The sequence below is a fragment of the Streptomyces sp. 891-h genome, assembly GCF_022760275.1.
Lineage (GTDB): Bacteria > Actinomycetota > Actinomycetes > Streptomycetales > Streptomycetaceae > Streptomyces > Streptomyces spirodelae.
The window spans coordinates 209,834-225,574 of sequence record NZ_CP050693.1; the positions used below are offsets into that span (position 1 = coordinate 209,834).

12 protein-coding genes are annotated in these 15,741 nt (G+C 70.5%); 7 read left to right on the forward strand and 5 right to left on the reverse strand.

Annotation, left to right across the window (positions count from 1 at the left end; genetic code table 11):
* Positions 1-67: 67 nt before the first annotated feature.
* From HC362_RS00985 to HC362_RS01005, 5 genes are read right to left on the reverse strand one after another with little or no spacing between them, the layout of a single operon-like run.
* A complete protein-coding gene (locus HC362_RS00985) occupies positions 68-1,003 on the reverse strand; it encodes an ROK family protein (RefSeq protein ID WP_243081809.1) in 936 nt (311 codons plus the stop codon).
* Positions 1,000-2,736 (reverse strand): dipeptide ABC transporter ATP-binding protein, encoded by a 1,737-nt coding sequence (locus HC362_RS00990; RefSeq protein ID WP_243081810.1) that lies wholly within the window; start codon positions 2,734-2,736, stop codon positions 1,000-1,002. Before HC362_RS00990 ends, HC362_RS00985 begins: the two co-directional genes overlap by 4 nt.
* Positions 2,733-3,638, reverse strand: a complete 906-nt coding sequence (locus HC362_RS00995) for an ABC transporter permease (protein WP_243081811.1) — start codon at positions 3,636-3,638, stop codon at positions 2,733-2,735. The genes HC362_RS00990 and HC362_RS00995 overlap by 4 nt, the downstream gene beginning before the upstream one ends.
* A complete protein-coding gene (locus tag HC362_RS01000) occupies positions 3,635-4,594 on the reverse strand; it encodes an ABC transporter permease (protein WP_243081813.1) in 960 nt (319 codons plus the stop codon). Before HC362_RS01000 ends, HC362_RS00995 begins: the two co-directional genes overlap by 4 nt.
* 45 nt (positions 4,595-4,639) lie before the next feature.
* On the reverse strand, positions 4,640-6,451 hold the full coding sequence (locus tag HC362_RS01005; RefSeq protein ID WP_243081814.1) for a peptide ABC transporter substrate-binding protein: 1,812 nt from the start codon (positions 6,449-6,451) through the stop codon (positions 4,640-4,642).
* Positions 6,452-6,757: 306 nt separating this feature from the next.
* On the opposite strand from HC362_RS01005, the gene HC362_RS01010 reads away from it, so the two are divergent.
* The 7 genes from HC362_RS01010 (at position 6,758) to HC362_RS01040 (ending at position 15,693) form a co-directional block, all read left to right on the forward strand.
* Positions 6,758-8,005: an ROK family protein gene (locus HC362_RS01010; RefSeq protein WP_243081816.1), complete on the forward strand. Its 1,248-nt coding sequence runs from the start codon at positions 6,758-6,760 to the stop codon at positions 8,003-8,005.
* Positions 8,006-8,015: 10 nt separating this feature from the next.
* Positions 8,016-9,539 (forward strand): M81 family metallopeptidase, encoded by a 1,524-nt coding sequence (locus HC362_RS01015; RefSeq protein WP_243081818.1) that lies wholly within the window; start codon positions 8,016-8,018, stop codon positions 9,537-9,539.
* Complete coding sequence (locus tag HC362_RS01020; RefSeq protein ID WP_243081819.1) at positions 9,536-10,291, forward strand: copper homeostasis protein CutC; 756 nt, start codon at positions 9,536-9,538, stop codon at positions 10,289-10,291. Before HC362_RS01015 ends, HC362_RS01020 begins: the two co-directional genes overlap by 4 nt.
* A gap of 461 nt (positions 10,292-10,752) precedes the next feature.
* Positions 10,753-11,970 (forward strand): hypothetical protein, encoded by a 1,218-nt coding sequence (locus HC362_RS01025; protein WP_243081821.1) that lies wholly within the window; start codon positions 10,753-10,755, stop codon positions 11,968-11,970.
* A gap of 165 nt (positions 11,971-12,135) precedes the next feature.
* Positions 12,136-13,755, forward strand: coding sequence for an ATP-binding cassette domain-containing protein (locus HC362_RS01030; RefSeq protein WP_243081823.1), 1,620 nt, complete (start codon positions 12,136-12,138; stop codon positions 13,753-13,755).
* A 150-nt stretch (positions 13,756-13,905) separates the two neighbouring features.
* Positions 13,906-14,352, forward strand: coding sequence for an Rrf2 family transcriptional regulator (locus HC362_RS01035; protein WP_279240053.1), 447 nt, complete (start codon positions 13,906-13,908; stop codon positions 14,350-14,352).
* A 99-nt stretch (positions 14,353-14,451) separates the two neighbouring features.
* Complete coding sequence (locus tag HC362_RS01040) at positions 14,452-15,693, forward strand: amidohydrolase family protein (RefSeq protein ID WP_243081824.1); 1,242 nt, start codon at positions 14,452-14,454, stop codon at positions 15,691-15,693.
* Positions 15,694-15,741: the final 48 nt, after the last annotated feature.

Consider the following 15,741-nt stretch of genomic DNA (forward strand, 5'->3'; position numbering starts at 1 on the left):
AGGGAGGGGTGTTCGCCCCTCCCTCACTCTCTACACGCGCCAGAGGCTGCCTTCACCGTCCCGGGTATCAGACCAGGGCGCCCGCGGTCAGTTCGCGGCGGGCCCTGGCCGCCGCGCCCACCGGGATCGCGTCGGCACCCAGCGCGGCCCGTACGACCCGGACCGGGTGGCCGCTGACCGGCGGCTCGGCGGCGAGCGCCTCCCGTACCAGTGGCTCCAGCAGCGGCCAGGAGCCGGTGACGCCGCCGCCGATCACCACTGTGGTGACATCGACGACGCCCGCCGTCATCACGATGGCCCGGGCGATGCCGTACGCGGCGGCCCGGTACACCGCGAGCGCTTCGCCGTCCCCGTGCCCCGCTGCCTCGGCGATCTCGCGTGCCGTCAGCCTGCGGCCGGTGCGTTCGGCGTACCGGGCGCACAGCGAACGCCCGGAGGCGAGTGTCTCCAGGTGGCCCCGGCCGCCGCAGGTGCAGGGCAGGTCGCCGAATCCGGGGATGTGCCCGATCTCCCCCGCCGCGCCGTGCGGCCCGGCGAACAGCGCGCCGCCGGTCCACAGCGCCCCGCCGACACCGGTGCCCAGGGTGATGCCGAGGACATCGGGCTCGCCGCGCACGGCGCCGCCGTACACCTCCCCGTACAGGAACGCGTTGACGTCGTTGTCCAGGTAGGCCGGGACGCCGAGTGCCTCTTGGACGGCGTCGGCGACCGCGAAGCCCGCCCAGCCGGTGAAGGAGTCGCTGGCCACCAGGATGCGGCCGGCCTCGGCGTCGACGACGCCGGCCGCGCCGGCGCCGACACCGGCGAGCTGTCCGGGGGTGCGCTCCAGCAGCGGGGCCAGGGCGCCGAGCGCCTTGTCGACCATGGCGCGGCCGCCGTCGGCCGCCGGGGTAGCCGTACCGGCCCGGTCCAGGACGGTCAGGTCCTCGTCGCAGAGCACCACTTGCGTGGTGGTGCCGCCGATATCGACCCCGGCGAAGAGGGTGCGGTCGTGGGACGTCAAGCCGTCGCCTCCGTCCGGCCCGCGGCCAGGGCGGTCAGGCGTTCGGCTCTGCGACTGCGCTGTACCACCGGGTCCGGCACCGGCACGGCGGCCAGCAGTCTGCGCGTGTAGTCGGTCTCCGGCCGCAACAGCGTCGTGCCGGTGTCACCCTGCTCCTCGACGCGCCCGGCCCGCATCACCACGACGCGCTGCGCGAAGTGCTGGACGACCGCGAGGTCGTGGGAGACGAAGAGGCAGGCGAAGCCCAGCTCGGCCTGGAGCTCGGAGATCACTTCGAGGACGGCTTCCTGCACGCTGACATCGAGTGCGCTGGTGGGTTCGTCGGCGACGAGGAGTCGGGGCTCCAGCACCAGGGCGCGGGCGAGGCTGACCCGCTGGCGCTGCCCGCCGGACAGCTCCCGGGGCGCTCTTCGAGCCACGTCGCGCGGCAGCCTGACCCGGTCCAGGACGGCGGCGACCCGCTCCTGGCGCTCCCGGGCGGAGAGCGCGCGGCGGTGCACCCTGAGGGGTTCGGCGACGCACTCGCCGACCGTCATCCTGGCGTCCAGCGACGCCACCGGGTCCTGCAGCACCACGCCGATGCCGGACCGCAGCGCACGGCGGGCCCTGGACCGGGTGCGGGCCAGGTCGGCACCGAAGAGTGAGACGGTACCCCGGCTCGGCCTGATCAGGCCGAGCGCGACCCGGGAGGCGGTCGACTTGCCGGAGCCGGACTCGCCGACCAGGCCGAGGGTTTCGCCGTGGCGCACGGTGAGGGAGACACCGTCCAGGGCGCGTACGGCGCTCCTGCCGCGCCCGAAGACGACGGAGACGTCGTCGAGTTCGACGACCGGCTCGGCGGTGGCGAGGGCTGAGGCTGGGACTGGAGCGGGGGGTGCGGCGGCCCGTGACGCCTCCGGTACGTCCTCACCAGCGACCGAGAGGCGCGGCACCGCGGCCAGCAGCCGCCGGGTGTACTCGTGGGAGGGGCGCAGCAGTACGTCCTCGACGGGGCCGGTCTCCACGATTTCGCCTTGGTACATCACGGCGACCCGGTCGGCGAAGTCCGCGACGACGCCCATGTTGTGGGTGACCAGCAGTACGCCGGTACCGGTCTCGGCGGCGAGGCGGCGCAGCAGGTCGAGGATCTCGGCCTGGACGGTGACGTCCAGCGCGGTGGTGGGCTCGTCGGCGATCAGCAGCGCGGGCTCGTTGGCGATGGCCATGGCGATGACGACCCGCTGGCGCTGCCCGCCGGAGAGCTGGAAGGGGTAGGCGGACGACCGCTTCTCCGGCTCGGGGATGCCGACCCGGCGCAGGAGTTCCACGGCCTGGGCGGCCGCGTCCTTGGCGGAGATCTCGCGGTGGTTGCGGATGACTTCGGCGATCTGCTTCCCGACGCGGGTCAGCGGGTCCAGCGCTGTGGCCGGCTCCTGGAAGACCATCGATACGGTACGGCCGCGCAGGCCCGCCAGTGCGGCCTCGCCCGCGCCGACGACCTCGGTGCCGGCGACGGTGGCGCTACCGGTGGCGCGGGCGTTGCCGGCGAGCAGGCCCATCGCGGCGAGCGCGACGGTTGACTTGCCGGAGCCGGACTCACCCACGAGCGCGAGCGTCTCGCCGGGGTCGACGCAGAGGGACACGCCGCTCACGGCGGGCACCTCGCCGGACTGGGTGGTGAAGACGACGCCGAGGTCGTCGAGTCGGAGGATGGGGCCGGCCGCAGGTGCGGCGGGGCTGTGGTCGGCGGTCATCCGCGTCCCCTCACGTCGAATGCGTCGCGGAGCCCGTCCCCGATCGCGTTGAACGCCCACACCACCAGGATGATGGCGAGGCCGGGCGGCAGGATGAGCCACCAGTAGCCGGAGTAGGCGGCGGTGAGGCCGACCGACAGCATGCCGCCCCAGTCGGTGGCCGGCGGCTGGACGCCCAGGCCCAGGTAAGAGACGTAGGCGACCAGCAGGATGGCGTCGGCGATCTGGAAGGTGGCCGCGACGACGATGGTGGAGACCGAGTTCGGCAGGATGTGCCGGGTGATGGCCCTGGCGTGGGTGCCGCCGATGGCGCGCAGCGTCAGGATGTAGTCGCGGTTCTTCAGGGTCAGCGTCTCGGCGCGGACCAGCCGCGAGGGCACCAGCCAGGAGACGAAGCCGAGGATGAGGACGAGGCCGCCCAGGTCCGGCGTGGTGATGGCGGAGACCACCAGCAGGATGAAGAGCGCGGGGATGGCGATACCGGCGTCCACGACCCGCATCATGACCGCGTCGATCCAGCCGCCCGCGTAGCCGGCGGCGGCGCCCCACAGGGTGCCGATGACCGTGGCCAGGACACCGGCGGCGAGGCCGACGATCAGTGACACCTTGCCGCCGTACATCAGCCGGCCGAGTTCGTCGTGGCCGACGGCGTCGGTGCCCAGCCAGTGTGCGCCGCTGGGGGCCAGGTTGACCTGGTGGAGCAGGGTGTGGGTCTGGTCGGTGGAGTACACCAGCGGGCCCGCGAAGCAGAACAGGACGAAGAAGACCACGACGCCGAGGCCGACGACCGCGAGCCGGTTGCGCAGGAACCGGCGGACGGCGAGCCGGGTGCCCGACGCTGCGGCGGACTTCGCCGGGGTGGCCGTGCCAGGGGCCCGGCCCGGCGGTATGACAGTGCTCATGACCGGCCTGCCTTCACTCGGGGGTCGATGATCCGCTGGACGATGTCGGCGATCAGCGTGCCGGTCACCGTGGCGACCGAGATGATCAGCACGCAGCCGAGCAGCACCGGGTAGTCGGAGGACTGCGCGGCGGTCCAGAAGAGCAGGCCCATGCCCGGGTAGTTGAAGAGCTGTTCGACGACGAGGGCGCCGCCGAACAGCACCGGCACGTAGTAGCCGAGCATGGCGACCACCGGGGTCAGCGAGTTGCGGAACACGTGCCGCCACAGGATGGCGCGGGACCGGGAGCCGCCGGCCCGCGCCGTCCTGACGTAGTCCTCGGAGAGGTTCTCCAGGGTCGCGGCCCGCATGTAGCGGCTGAACACCGCGACCATCGAGGCGGCGCCCGCGGCGATCGGCAGCACCAGCCCCTGCGGGTCGGAGAGCACCTGCCCCAGCGTGTGCCCCTGCGGGGCCTGGGAGGGGAACCACGGCAGCGCCTGGCTGAAGACCAGCACCAGGATCAGCCCGAGGAAGTACACGGGCGTGGAGTAGGCGATGAAGCTCAGCGTGGTGATGACGTAGTCGACCGGCTTGTTGCGCCGCACGGCCTGCCACATGCCCAGCGGCACGGCGAGCAGCAGGCCGACGATCGCCGACAGGACGGTCAGCAGCAGGGTCTTCGGCAGGCGCTCGGTGATCAGCTGCGACACCGGCTCGTTGAGGGTGTACGAGGTGCCGAGGTCGCCGTGTGCCAGCTGCCCCAGGTAGTAGAGGTATTGCACGGGGAGGGGTTTGTCGAGGCCCTGCTCGTGGTCGAAGGCCGCGATCTGCTGCGCGGTGGCCTGCGGGCCGAGGATTCCGCGGGCGGGGCCCCCGGGCAGTGCGTGCAGCAGGGTGAAGACCACGATTGTCACGATCAGGATGACCGCGACGGCCTGCAGGGCCCGCCTGATCAGATATGTGGGAGTGCTCATGTGGGTTCCGGTCGCTGTCGGTGTGCTCGCTCTCGCGGGGACGGTCTACTTGGTCCACTTCCACATGGCGGGGTGGAAGTTGGCGAGCGAGTCCTGCGCGAAGCCGCCGAGCCCCTTCTTGACCACGGAGACCTGGTAGTCGGGCTCCGGCAGCCACACCACGGGGAGCTTCTCCGCGAGCGCCGCGCTGTACTTGCGCATGGCCTCGTCGGAGGAGGAGGTGGTGGTCTGGGCGATCAGCTTGTCCACGGCGGGGTCGGAGTAGCTGCCGAAGTTGGAGCCGCCGCCGGTGGCGAAGAGCGAGTCACCGCTGGGGTAGGCGGGGAAGTACCAGCTGCCGGCGGTGCCGAAGAACGACAGCTGCCACTTGCAGCTCGACTCGCCGGCCTTGCACTGGCCGGACTGCGACAGGACGGAGTTGACCGGCGCGGTCTTGATGTGGAAGTCGATGCCGGTCTTGGCGAACGACGACTGCAGAGCGCTCATCATGTTGTCGGTCACGGTCGAGCCGGACTGCGAGAGCACCTGCATGGAGAACTTGGTGCCCTTGTCGACGCCCTTGCCGCAGTGGCCTTCGCCGCTGCCGGGGCTGGTGCACACCATGGTGCCGCCCTTCTCGGTCCAGCCGTGGTCAGTCAGCAGCTTCCGGGCCTTGGCAGTCGAGAACGGGTAGGGGTTGTCCTGCTGCTCGCGGGAGACGAAGGAAGACTTCTGGCCCTGCGGGATGGGGCCGTAGGTGGGCACCGCGGTGCCGTTGAAGACGACCTTGGACAGCGTCTTCTGGTCCACCGACATCTGGATGGCCTGGCGGGCGTAGAGCTGTTTGAAGACCGGGCCCATCTTGGGGTTGTTGAAGTTGTAGGGCATGTAGGTGATGGCCCAGCCCTGCCACGGATCGACCTTGTAGCCCTTGGCCTCGAACGACGACTTCTGGCTCAGGTCGGTGGCGTTGATGTAGCCGTAGTCGACCGTGCCGGCGCGCAGCGCGTTCTTCTCGGCGTCGGCGGTGGTGAACGGCAGCAGGTTGACGTTCTTGATGTGGGCCTTGCCGCCGCCGTCGTACTTGGCGTTGGCGGTGAGCTGCACCTTGCCGGCCGTGGAGAACGACTTGAGGGTGTAGGGGCCGCTGACCGTCTTCCACAGCGGGTCGGTGGCGTAGCGGGAGATCTTCTTGGCGGCGCCGTTGAGGTACTTCCAGACCTTCTTCGCCCCGGCGGGGGTGCGGTCCAGGTCGGAGACGGAGCCGGAGTCGCTGGTCTTGTCCCAGGCGTGCTGCGGCATCGGGCGGATCATGCTCAGCTCGTTGGCGAGCATCCACTGCTGGTTGTAGGCCCGGTCGAAGTTGATCGTGAAGTGGGTGTCGTCGACGGCCTTGAAGGAGGTCCAGTTGTCCGGCGCCTTGCCGGGGCTGTAGCTGGCCCAGTCCGACTTGTTCGTCTTGACGAGGTTGAACCAGAACTCCACGTCGCGGGAGGTGACCGGCTTGCCGTCGCTCCAGTGCCGGTCGCCGAGGGTGATGGTGACGCTCTTGCTGTCGTCGGCGAAGTCCGCTGCGGTGGCGAGCGAGTTGTCCTTGTTCCAGCCGACCTTGCCGGCGGAGCCGTCGTAGGCGATCAGCGGCTCCCACAGGGACTGGGATATGGAGGAGTTGTTGGTGTTCAGATGCGCGGCGGTGCCGATGGGGAGTATCCAGTTCGGCGTGAAGTTGGCCGGGAGCGCGTAGTTGATCGTGTCGGACCCGCCGGAGCCGGACGATGACGCGCCGCCGGAGCAGCCGGCCAGCAGCGTCCCGGTGGTGATGACGGCGCCCGCGACGAGGGCCCAGCGGCGGCCGGCGGCCGTGTGAGCAGGGGACATGGCTCTCCTTGGGAGGTAGGCCCCGTAGGGAGATCCCGGTGGACGGGGCTGGCGCCGTCGGACCGGCGCTGTGTTCACGACAGCTAACGCCGGACTCACCGCACTTACAAACAAAGTTGCGTAACAAGTAAGTATCTGCGGTTCTGGAAAAAGTACCGCCCGCCTCACGTCCCCACCTCGATGCTGGTATTTGTGGGGTATTAGGCGGTTTCATCCCACCGAAAAGATCACCTGGAAGCGTTCCCCGACGCGCCAGCCGGGCGTACTGTTCCGTCACACCCACTCATCGCGGAAGTTACTTCGTCCATGAATGAAATAAATACGAGGGGCCGGCGGACGGCGAAGGGTGCCTCGGCCCTCGCCCCGCGGATCCTGGAGCTCGTGGCGTCGGGGCAGGCATCCTCGCGTGCCGAACTCGCCGGGCTGCTCGGCGCCGCCGCCTCCACCGTCTCCCTCGCCGTGAGCCAGCTCGTGGAGCGCGGGCTCATCGCGGAGGAGGGCACCCAGGCGTCCACCGGTGGGCGGCCCCGCAAGGTGCTGCGGCTCGGCGGTGCCGACGGGTTCGCCGTCGCCGCCGACCTCGGTGGCCGACACGCCCGCGTCGGCGTGGTGCTGCCCGGCGGCGGCCTCACCAGCGTCTCGACGGTCCCGTTCGCCATCGCCGACGGCCCCGAGGCGGCGCTGCCGAGGCTCGCCGAGACACTGCAGGCGCTGGCCGAAGAGCACGGCCCAGGGCGGCTGCGCGGCGTCGGGCTCTCGCTTCCCGGCCCGGTCGACGTCGCGTCGGGTTCGGTCGTCATGCCGTCCCGGATGCCCGGCTGGAACCGCTTCCCGATCACCGCCTGGCTCCAGGAGCGCTTCGGCGTCCCGGCCGCCGCCGACAACGACGCCAACTGCATGGCGGTCGGCGAGCACACCGTACGGCCCGCGGAACACCGGCAGTCGATCATGGTGAAGATCGGCTCCGCGATCGGTGCCGGAGTCATCGTGGACGGCCACCTCTTCAGGGGCGCCACCGGAGCCGCCGGCGAGATCACCCACATCCGCGTCGTCGGCGGGGCCGACACCCCCTGCTCCTGCGGCAACACCGGCTGCCTCGAGACCGTGGCCTCCGGCGCCGCTCTCGTCCGCATCCTGCGGGAACGCGGCGCCCGGGTCGACCGCCTGGAGGACGTGGTCCGGCTCGCCACCCACGGCGACCCGGAGGCCACCCGCGCCGTCCGCAAAGCCGGCGACTACCTCGGCCAGGTGCTCGCCACCAACGTCAACTTCTTCAACCCCAACGCCGTCTACCTCGGCGGAATCCTCTCCACCCTGGAGCCGTTCGTCGCCGCCGTGCGCAGCCAGCTCTACGAGAGCTGCCATCCGCTGGTCACCGAACACCTCACCATCGAGCGCGTCAGCCTCAGCGCCGACGCGGGACTGGTGGGCGCCGGGCAGTTCGCGTTGCAACGCGCCCTCGCCGACGCGCTGCGCGAGGTCGGCCGCACCGACCTGGCGTCCGACCGTCTCCCCGCCCCTGCCCCCGCCGCGCCCGGCCCCCGCACCCCGTAGGAGAACAGCCATGTCACAGCCCCGCACGCCGGTCGACCGGCCGGTGATCGCGATAGCCGGCCTCGGCATCGAGTCCTCCACCTTCTCCCCCGCCCGCACCCAGGCCCCCGCCTTCCACCCGTCGCGCGGGGACGAGGTCCTCGGGCGCTACCCCTTCCTCGCGCCGGGCCGGGAGCTGCGCGAGGCCGCCGAGTGGCACGGCGCCCTCGTCGGCAAGTCGCTGCCGGGCGGGACCGTCACGGCCGCCGCCTGGGAGGAGCTGACCGGTGAGCTGATCGACCGGCTCGCCGCCCTGCCCGAGTTGGACGGCCTCTGGTACGACATCCACGGCGCCATGACCGTCGAGGGCGTCGACGACGCGGAAGCGGTGCTGCTGGAACGTATCCGCGCCACGGTCGGCCCCGACGTGATCGTCTCCACCTCCATGGACCTGCACGGCAACGTCTCCCGGGAACTCGCCCACCGCAGCAACCTGATCACCTGCTACCGGATGGCGCCCCACGAGGACCACATGGAGACCAAGGAGCGGGCCGTCCGCAACCTGGTGGACCTGCTGGCCTCCGGCGCGCCCCGCCCGGTCAAGGCGTGGGTGCCGGTGCCGGTGCTGCTGGCGGGCGAGCAGACCTCGACGCGCGTCGAACCCGCCAGGAGCGTGTACGCCGCCGTCGACGAGGTCGAGGCCGCCGAGGGCGTCGTCGACGCCGCGATCTGGGTCGGTTACGCCTGGGCCGACGAGCCGCGCAACCGTGCCGCCGTCGTCGTCACCGGCCAGGACGAGGCCGCCGTCACGGCCGGCGCCGAACGGCTCGCCCGCGGATTCTGGGAAGCGCGCCACGACTTCGACTTCGTCGCGCCCACCGGCACCTTCGACGGCATCCTGGACGAGGCTCTCGCCTCCGACCAGCGCCCCTACTTCGTCAGCGACACCGGTGACAACCCGACCGCCGGCGGCGCCGGCGACGTCACCTGGGGCCTGACCAGGCTGCTGGAGCGCCCGGAGTTCCAGAAGGACGACGGCCCGACGGTGATCTACGCCTCCGTGCCGGGGCCGGAGGCTGTCGAGACCGCCGTCGCGGCGGGCGTCGGCGCGACCGTCACCGTCACCGCCGGAGCCGAGGTCGACGACCGCCACGCCGGACCGGTCACCCTCACCGGTGTGGTGCACGCGGTCCGGCACGGCGACCGCGACGCCCGGACCGAGGTCGTCATCCGGGTCGGCAGCGTCCACGCGATCCTCACCCGGCTGCGCAAGCCCTACCACCACGAGGACGACTTCACCGGCCTCGGCCTCGATCCACGCCGCGCCGACATCGTGATCGTGAAGATCGGCTACCTGGAGCCCGAACTCGCCGGGATGGCGGTCGGCTGGAAGATGGCGCTCACCCCCGGCGGCGTCGACCAGGACCTGGTGCGCCTGGGCCACCGCCGCATCCGCCGCCCGATGTTCCCCTTCGACCGCGGCATGGCCGACCCCGACCTGACGGCCCGCCTCATCCCGGCCTCCGACCAGCCGCTGACCGGGGACGACGAGTGAGCGCCCGCCCCGCCCTGGAGATCGCCGTCACCTCGCCGGCCGGCGCCCGCACCGCCCGCGAACACGGCGCCGACCGGGTCGAGTTGTGCACCGGCCTCGAGTTGGGCGGCCTCACCCCGTCCGCAGCGCTGATCGAGGCCGCCGTCGAGGCCGGGCCGCCGGTGCAGGTGCTCGTCAGGTGCCGGCCGGGCGACTTCGTGTACGACGCCGAGGAGGTCGCGCTGATGGCCGCCGAGGTGCGGTCCGCCGTCACCTCCGGCGCTGCCGGAGTGGTGATCGGCGCGCTCACCGCCGACGGCGGCCTGGACGTCCGCGCGGTCGCCGCGCTCACCGAGGCCGCTCACGCCGCGGGCCGGCCGGTGGAGGTCACCCTGCACCGCGCCGTCGACCAAGCCGCCGACCCGGTCGCAGCGGCCGCGCTCCTCCCCGGCCTCGGCCTCACCCGCGTCCTCACCTCCGGCGGCGCCGCCACGGCGGCCGAAGGCACGGACCAGCTCGCCGCGATGTCCGCCGCCGCTCCCGGCGTGGAGATGATGGCCGGCGGCGGAGTGCGCCCTTCCGCCATCCCGCAACTGGTCGCCGCGGGCGCTACCGCCGTCCATCTCTCCGCCAAGACCCGGGCCGCCCCCCGGCGCGGCGGCAGCTGGGTGCCGCTCGGCGCCTCCGGGGCCTCGGCCGAGCAGGACACCCACTTCATCACCGACCCTGCTGTGGTCGCGGAGGCCCGGCGGGTGCTGGACACGGCGGGCTGACCCCGGCGCGGCGGCTTCCCACGGTGGCGGATGCTCCACCGCCGTGGGCGCCCCGTCGCCTACGGTCCAGCGGCGGGGCCGGGCCGTTCACCCGTCCGAGCCCGCCCGAGACACGGGCTCTCGTCGCAATGTCGGCCCCCCGGGAGGCCCAGTCCGAACCCTGGGCAACGGCCTCGTTCCCGGGCGGACCGCAAGCGCCCCTCGGCTTCTGCTCCCGGTACGGCAGTGGTCACTGTGGCCTCCCCTCAGGATGCCTTTTTCCTGCCAAAGCGTGCGGGCGCACAACGGTGTCAGCGGAGCGCGTCGCCCAACTTCCGGGCACGTCGATGCGCCGTGGAACCCACTCGACAGTGGCAAGAAGTGAACAGAGGGAGCGGGCAAGGGAGGGGAGTGAGCCGTGCGTCACGGCCGAGCCGGGGACAGCGATTCCCTGGGAAAATCCCTTCGAACGGAGCGTCAACATGACAACCACCGCCTCATCTCTCCACCGCACTCTGACCATGGCGGCAGAAGCCGCGAGCGCTCCCCGGGCCGCCTCCGCCCTGCTACCGCAGGAGAACGAAACGGCTGAACAGCGGGCCGCACGCAAACACCATTTGCTGCCCGAGAGGCTGGCCGCCAACCGAGAAATCAACCACCTGACGCCGATCATGCTCAACGCCTGCCGAAAGGCCGAAGCCGGAAAGCCCCTCACCGATCTGGAAAGTGACCTGCTCGACCTCGCCCGCCTGGCCGCTCCAACCCGAAACGATCTGTTCAGGTACGGGGTGGCATACACAGAACTGGGCGCGGAAGGCCGCGCGGCTCTGTTCCCTGACCGGATCGCCGAGTTGACGCCCGAGGATGCGTGCACCTACGCACAGGTCTCCCAGGAAGTGGCCGACTACTGGCCGGTCATCAGCCAGATGCCCAACGTGGCATTCCATGAGCCGGGCATGAGCCCGCAGGACATGCCCTCCGGAGAGGTGGTGCAGCGTTTCGGGTGGAGTCGGATCGTTCCGCCCCGTCCCATCCCAGCGGCCGGTCGCGGGCAAGGCCGGGCAGCCCGGGATCTGGCTGGTGCTGCCGACGCCACGCGGGACCCGATGTGCGCGACAGTGCACGTCGTGCGGGCGAAGTGCCATGAACACACCTGGGGCGAGCCGGGCACGGACGAGGTCTATTTCACCCTCCAGGTCACGGACGGCGATCCCGACTACACCTTCGACCGGACCACCAAAACCGTCGAAGGTTTCAAGAAGGGCGTCACCAAGGACTACAACCAGCCCGTTGTGGCTTGGATGCACGACGATGAGGTGGACGAAGCTCCCATCACCAACGTGTGGATCTCCATCCAAGGGTGGGAGGAGGATCACGGAAAGAGCGCATTGGTGAAGAAGATCGGAGAGAAGGCCCGGGACATCAGCGAGAAGCTGATCAAGGGAGTCAAGGACCCGTCCAAGAAGGGTGATATGGCCAAGGGTATCGGCGGCATCATCCTGGCCATTGTCAGCCTTCTTACGGAATGGTGGCACGACGACTTCATCGGGCAGAATTTTCTTGGCCCCTGGGGTCCCGACCTCAGGGACGAGCGGAGCTTCAACGTCATGGTGGTCCAGTACACACCCGACGGCCACGAAGCGAAGGGCAGCGGAAAGTACGAGGTAACCCTCAAGGCCACCCACGAGTGCTACTCCTGACCGGGGAACAGCAGCTGATCCGGTGCTCAGCCAGTGGAACGTTGGCAGCTCGGTCGGCTTCGGCCCTCGCCGGCCGGCTTCTGCCCGTCCGCCTCCGCCTCCGCAGCGGCGCTGGGTTGGATATTCGCTTGGCCTGGGAGGGCGAGGGGGCCGAGAATCCCCCGCATGGGACACGTCGAGGCCGCGCATCTGGAGTTCTTTCTGCCCGACGGCAGGGCCCTGCTGGACGATGTCTCGCTGCGGGTCGGGGAGGGCTCCTCGGTCGCGCTCGTGGGAGCGAACGGCGCCGGAAAGACGACGCTGCTGCGGCTGATCGCGGGCGAACTGAAGCCGGACGCGGGGACGGTGACGGTCAGCGGCGGCCTCGGGGTGATGCCGCAGTTCGTGGGTTCGGTGCGGGACGAGCGTACGGTGCGGGACCTGCTGGTGTCGGTGTCCCGCAAGGAGATCCGCACTGCCGCGCGTGCCGTGGACGAGGCGGAGCTGGCGGTGATGGAGCGGGACGACGAGGCAGCCCAGCTCCAGTACGCGCAGGCGCTCGCCGACTGGGCCGAGGTGCGCGGGTACGAGGCGGAGACTCTGTGGGACATGTGCACTGTCGCCGCGCTCGGCACCCCGTACGAGAAGGCGCAGTGGCGGCAAGTGCGGACGCTCTCCGGCGGGGAGCAGAAGCGGCTTGTGCTGGAGGCGCTGCTGCGCGGCGGGGACGAGGTGCTGCTGCTGGACGAGCCGGACAACTTCCTGGACGTCCCCGGCAAGCGCTGGCTGGAGGAGCGGCTGCGCGAGACGCCCAAGACGGTGCTGTTCATCTCGCACGACCGTGAGCTGCTGGCCCACTCCGCCGAGAAGATCGTCAGCGTGGAGCCGGGTGCCGCCGGGAGCGATGTGTGGGTGCACGGCGGTGGTTTCGCGACGTACCACGAGGCACGCAGGGAACGGTTCGCGCGCTTCGAGGAGCTGCGCCGGCGCTGGGACGAGGAGCACGCCAAGCTGAAGCGGCTGGTGGCCATGTACAAGCAGAAGGCCGCCTTCAACTCCGACATGGCCTCCCGGCTCCAGGCGGCCCGCACCCGGCTGCAGAAGTTCGAGGAGGCTGGTCCGCCGCTGGAGCCGCCGCGCGAGCAGGACATCCGGATGCGACTGCGCGGCGGCCGCACCGGCGTACGGGCCGTGACCTGCGAAGAACTCGAGCTGACGGGGCTGATGAAGCCGTTCAGCCTGGAGGTCTTCTACGGCGAGCGGGTGGCGGTCCTCGGCTCGAACGGCTCCGGGAAGTCGCACTTCCTGCGGCTGCTGGCCGGGGACGACGTACCGCACACGGGCGGCTGGAAACTGGGCGCGCGGGTGGTGCCCGGCCACTTCGCGCAGACCCATGCCCATCCCGAGCTGGAGGGGCGCACGCTGCTGGACATCCTGTGGAAGGAGCATGCACGGGACCGGGGCGCGGCCATGTCGGCGCTGCGGCGGTACGAGCTGACGCGGCAGGCCGAGACGGTCTTCGGCCGGCTGTCGGGCGGCCAGCAGGCACGCTTCCAGATCCTGCTGCTGGAGCTGGCGGGGGCGACGGCGCTACTGCTGGACGAGCCGACGGACAACCTGGACCTGGAATCCGCGGAGGCCCTCCAGGAAGGGCTGGAGGCGTACGAGGGGACGGTGCTGGCGGTCACACACGACCGCTGGTTCGCGCGCAGCTTCGACCGGTTCCTCGTCTTCGGCGCGGACGGTGCCGTACGGGAGGCTTCGGAGCCGGTCTGGGACGAGGCCCGCGTCCGGCGCGCCCGGTAACCCCCCGGGAGACCGCTCTCCATGTTCCGAGCCGCCGTCACCCGCGCCTGAGCCGCGCGAACCGAAGTCTCAGGACAGCTCGGTTGACCATCGAACTAACTGCAACTAGCTTGGTTCCAGTTAATTCGGTGGCGACGGCGGGAGCGGGAGATGGCGGGGCTCAGCAGTAGGAGCGCGGTTGCGATTCACGCGCTTGCGATGCTGGCGCACCGGCGTGAGGGCTCGTTGACGTCCGCGGAGATCGCGGACAGTCTTCAAAGCAATCCAGTCCTCGTGCGGCGCGTCCTCGGCCGTTTGCGGGACGCTCACCTGGTGTGGGCCACCGAGGGTCGGGGCGGTGGCTGGTCCCTCGCGCGGGCCCCGCGGGACATCACGCTCTACGACGCGTACGCCGCCGTCGAGGAGGGGCAGGTCTTCTCGCGGCACACCCATCCGCCCAGCGGGGCATGCGAGGTCGGGCGCAACATCGGCGCCCTGCTCGACGTCGAGTTCCGCGGCGCGGAACGAGCCCTGGAGGAACAGCTCGGCAGGACGACGATCGCCGGCCTGCTGCAGCAGATCCTGGCCTCCGAGAACGGCGAACCCAGGGGCCACTGATCAGACGGTGACGCATGCGCGTCCTGCGTCATGACGCATGAGCAAACTGTAACTACTCTAGTTGCAGTTAATGCACGGAACGCACCAGGAGTGAGAGCGGTGACCCAGGAATCCGAAGCAACCGCGAGCACCGATGCTCGCGGCCCTGCGCCCTACGATCGCGTGATCAGACGCGCACATGTATTCGACGGCCACCAAGCCCTCGCCGGTCTGTACGACATCGCCATAAACGGTGGAGAGATCGCTTCCGTCTCGGCCGAGCCGCTCAGAGGCAGACAGGAGGTGGATGCGGCCGAAGGATGGGTGATGCCGGGCCTGATCGACACTCATATCCACTTCTACGACGTACGCGCGGTCTCCGACCCTGATGCGATGCGGGCCTTCGAGAAGAACGAGCTTCCCGGAAAGCTCGGGCAGTTCCTCGACCACGGGATCACCACCATCAAGTCGGTGGGCGATCCAACGGACGGAATCCTGCACACGCGGGCCGAAATCACCGCCGGCATACTGCCGGGCCCGCGGCTGTTGGCGACCGGTTGCGGTATCACCGGACGCGACGGGCACCCCGCCGCCACTGTCTTCAGCGGCAACCCCTGGGCGCGCGAGCGCTTCACGGGGGAGGTCGACAGTGTGCAGCAGATCCGTGACCTGGTGCACCACCTCGCCGACCGCAAGGTGGACGCGATCAAACTCCTGTCGGAAGGCGCGTGCGCACACTCTGGCGGGCCGAAGTACCTCTGGCAGAACCCTGCCTTTCCGGATGGTGTGGAATTGGAACGGCTGCCCCTCGATCTCCTTCGGGCCGGTATCGAGACCGGGCACGAGCGGGGCCTTCGGGTTACCGTTCACACCACCCAGCAAGCCGCGGCACGCGAGGCGATCGAGGCCGGGGCGGACGGCCTGGAGCACGGCGTGACCGTCGAGCCCCTCACCGACCACTCACTCATCGACCTGATGCTCGAAAACGGCACCACGTACACGCCCACACTCTGGATCGACGACGCCCACCCGGACGCCCGTGGGAATCTCAAAAAGGTCGCCGAGGCCGGCGTGCACATCGCGCTGGGCAGCGACACCTTCAGCGGCCGGGGCCTGTTCGGAGCCAACACTCTGGAAGAGGCGGAACTCATGGTGGCGGCCGGGATGACGCCCACCGAGGTGCTGGCCGCGGGCACCAGCGTCGCGGCGCGGCAGTGTGTCCGCCCCGACCTCGGCACGGTGGCCCCCGGCAGGCGCGCCGACCTGCTCGTACTGAACGCTGATCCCACTGCGGACATCGGAAATCTTCGCGACCTCAGTGTGGTGATCCTGAACGGCGAGCTCGCCGTCGACAAACGCTAGGCGCGCGTGCGGCGCGGAACGTCCTCCCGCCGCTTCACCGCAGCAGGT

Excerpts from the sequence above, each read along its gene's own strand:
- HC362_RS00990 (WP_243081810.1), bottom strand. The coding sequence starts at position 2,736 with ATGACCGCCGACCACAGCCCCGCCGCACCTGCGGCCGGCCCCATCCTC.
- HC362_RS00995 (WP_243081811.1), bottom strand. The coding sequence starts at position 3,638 with ATGAGCACTGTCATACCGCCGGGCCGGGCCCCTGGCACGGCCACCCCG.
- HC362_RS01000 (WP_243081813.1), bottom strand. The coding sequence starts at position 4,594 with ATGAGCACTCCCACATATCTGATCAGGCGGGCCCTGCAGGCCGTCGCG.
- HC362_RS01005 (WP_243081814.1), bottom strand. The coding sequence starts at position 6,451 with ATGTCCCCTGCTCACACGGCCGCCGGCCGCCGCTGGGCCCTCGTCGCG.
- HC362_RS01010 (WP_243081816.1), top strand. The coding sequence starts at position 6,758 with ATGAATGAAATAAATACGAGGGGCCGGCGGACGGCGAAGGGTGCCTCG.
- HC362_RS01015 (WP_243081818.1), top strand. The coding sequence starts at position 8,016 with ATGTCACAGCCCCGCACGCCGGTCGACCGGCCGGTGATCGCGATAGCC.
- HC362_RS01025 (WP_243081821.1), top strand. The coding sequence starts at position 10,753 with ATGACAACCACCGCCTCATCTCTCCACCGCACTCTGACCATGGCGGCA.
- HC362_RS01030 (WP_243081823.1), top strand. The coding sequence starts at position 12,136 with ATGGGACACGTCGAGGCCGCGCATCTGGAGTTCTTTCTGCCCGACGGC.
- HC362_RS01035 (WP_279240053.1), top strand. The coding sequence starts at position 13,906 with ATGGCGGGGCTCAGCAGTAGGAGCGCGGTTGCGATTCACGCGCTTGCG.